This is a genomic window from Phreatobacter oligotrophus (genome assembly GCF_003046185.1).
In the GTDB taxonomy this organism is placed as follows: Bacteria; Pseudomonadota; Alphaproteobacteria; order Rhizobiales; family Phreatobacteraceae; genus Phreatobacter; species Phreatobacter oligotrophus.
Genome location: NZ_PZZL01000054.1, coordinates 1 through 2,491 on the forward strand (window position 1 = coordinate 1; position 2,491 = coordinate 2,491).

2 protein-coding genes are annotated in these 2,491 nt (G+C 58.0%); both read left to right on the forward strand.

Annotated features, from left to right (window positions below; translation table 11 throughout):
- Window positions 1–146: 146 nt before the first annotated feature.
- The gene (locus C8P69_RS23290) at window positions 147–1,301 is read left to right on the forward strand and encodes a hypothetical protein (RefSeq protein ID WP_146167456.1); all 1,155 of its coding nucleotides are present in this window, start codon (window positions 147–149) and stop codon (window positions 1,299–1,301) included.
- Window positions 1,298–2,320 carry an AAA family ATPase gene (locus C8P69_RS23295; RefSeq protein WP_108179808.1) on the forward strand — a complete coding sequence of 341 codons (1,023 nt, stop codon included), beginning with the start codon at window positions 1,298–1,300 and terminating at the stop codon, window positions 2,318–2,320. The genes C8P69_RS23290 and C8P69_RS23295 overlap by 4 nt, the downstream gene beginning before the upstream one ends.
- Window positions 2,321–2,491: the final 171 nt, after the last annotated feature.

Genomic DNA, 2,491 nt, shown 5'->3' on the forward strand with positions numbered 1-2,491 from the left:
TCACTCTTCGGATAAGAACCAGTCATGCGCACGACATTACTCCTAACCCTTATCTTAAGGGTGGGTCGTGTCCGGGCAATTAGGGGGCTGATTCACAGCTTGTCCGTCCGATACTAGGGGCCTTCTACGACACGCATAATGGTTTGGTGCTGGGTCATATCCTTACGACCCGTCCCATCAGTCTTTCGCTGTTCCTGCTTGCGCTTCAGCGTCTGATCATGCCGGAGGCCTTCGGTCGCGAGCCTCACCAAATTAAGATGACCACCCCTATTCGAGGGCTGCCCAGTACACTCCGTTACGACCGCGCGGGCGAGCTGATGAGCCCGAAGACCATCAAGGCCATTGAAGCCCTAGGGATCACTCTTGCCGGGTGCGGCAAAAAACAGCCCCAGGCGAAGAAAATTGAGTCGTTCTTTGCAGGCCTTCGGCATTTCAGCCGGAAGCTGCCCGGGTACTGCAAAGATAAGGTCCCAGAGACCCTTCGCCCCGAGCAGTGCCTGACCGAGGCAGAGTACAAAATAAAAATCGAGTCGTTCCTCTACGAGTTGAACGCCGTCAGACAACGCGCTGGGCGCGAAATGAGCCCCAAGCAAAAGTTGAATGGTTTCCTGACTGCCAATCCGGGGTGGGTTGCGCCGCAACCAGCGAGCAGAAGGGATCTTGAGATCGCCCTTGGTGTGCGTGAGATGGTCACGGTCAACGCCAAAGGAGTCCGCTACAAAAACGTGCATTGGAGCGGGGAGTGGGTGGACAAGATCCGAAGGGATACCCAAGCCCATCGCAAAGGCACCGTACTGGCCGAACTGATCGTGCAACCGCATACGCTTGAATATGCGTACCTTGTCCACCCTCTTACCGGAGAGGTCGGCAAGGTCGGTTGCCTCACGCCAAAGTATGCCCGGGCCGTTGACCTGTGGCAGCATGAGACGATCCTCAAAGAGTTCAAGGAAAACAAAAAGGTTTTTCCCGCGGACGACGAGGCACGCTTGGCCATTCATCGTGAATTCGTAAGGACCGCGCATGAGATCAGCGCACGGAAGATACGCGGTGCCGCGGGCAACGCTGTTGCACGTCTTCGCCCTGACATCGGCGCGGGTGGCAATGAGCACCCACTGTACGGGAGCCTCGGCCCAGCCGTAGCTCGACAGAACCTAAGCGCGACAAACGACAACGATCCCTCGAGGGACAATCACTCGCGCCAGGAGTCGGCGAAGCAGGCAGGCATACACCACCCCCACACGAATCCGATCACTGCAACTCCTGAGCAACTGCGCAAGCAACTGATGGAGAATGGAGAATGACAAGCTCGTCGATGCTCGCGCGGATTCGCGAGGTTCTGGTGTGCAATCCCGAGGAAACGCCGGACACCGCGGAAGTTGCAAAGCTTGTTGGGGCGACAGCGTCACTTGGCGGACTAGGTCTGGTCATTGGACCGGCTCTGTCAGGAAAGTCTGTCGCACTTCAGAAGGCGCTCCGGGACACGTCAACCTCAGCTGTTACGGTTGAACCAACCAGCTTCGCTGACGGTAGACATTTCGGAGAGCTTCTCTGCCGCGTGTCTGCGCTACCTCCGTCGACCGCTCGTGTTCCGATTGTTCATGGCAGCCTCATCGCGGATGCACTGGGCAGGAACGGCGTTCGGTTGATCATCGTTGAGAACGCCGATCGCCTGGTCACACACGGATGTGCATCGGTGAATGCGATCCATACGCTGACCAACGTTGTCTTGGAGATGCGGAAGAGGCACGAAAGCCTCGGGGTCGTTGTCGTCGGTCGAGCCTCGTCGGCCATATTCGCGAATTCGCTGGCTCACGATCTTGGTGAGCCAGCGCAGCGCCACAGAATGGGCCCACACGAGCGTCCGCTGGCCTTCATCCTCAATCAGGTGAAGATTCTCATATCCCTGCAAATCCTCAAGTTGAACGCACTTGATAGCGCAGCGCCTGTTTACGACCCGACCATCGTGAACCACACGAGACAGATGACGCTCGCCACCGGCGGGCGTGTCGGCATGATCGCACGCCTGTTCATCATGGCGTGGCAAAACGCCGCCAGCGCAAGGCAGACTCCCGTATCGCTTGACCATTTCGCGCAAGCTTGGGAAAGCGTATCGCACGACCCTGAATGGTGCACGAGGGCCTACGGGAATCCTTTCGAGGCGAACTCGATCAAGGATGACGCCTTAATCGATGTGCTCCGTGCCAGCCTCGATATTGCAGTTGCGCCGGACTCGCCCTCGATCACGCCTGCGCGAGGTGGGGAACCCGAACACCTCAAGGCTCGCACGCCGCCGAACCGCCGTATGAAGGCTGCACGCTGACATGCTGGAACTCGAGACACAAGGGACGCGAAACTGGAACCTTGGTGCAGAAGAGAGCTTGCTGGGGTTTGTATGTTGGAACGCACCCCGTTTTGACCGGACAGTCGGCCTAGCTCGCTAAGGCATAGGCGTAGGCCTATGGATAAGGCTATGTCTTCTGATCCGATCCCC

What these genes read in the sequence shown, in the direction of transcription:
- C8P69_RS23295 (WP_108179808.1), top strand. Translation starts at nt 1,298, where the DNA reads ATGACAAGCTCGTCGATGCTCGCGCGGATTCGCGAGGTTCTGGTGTGC.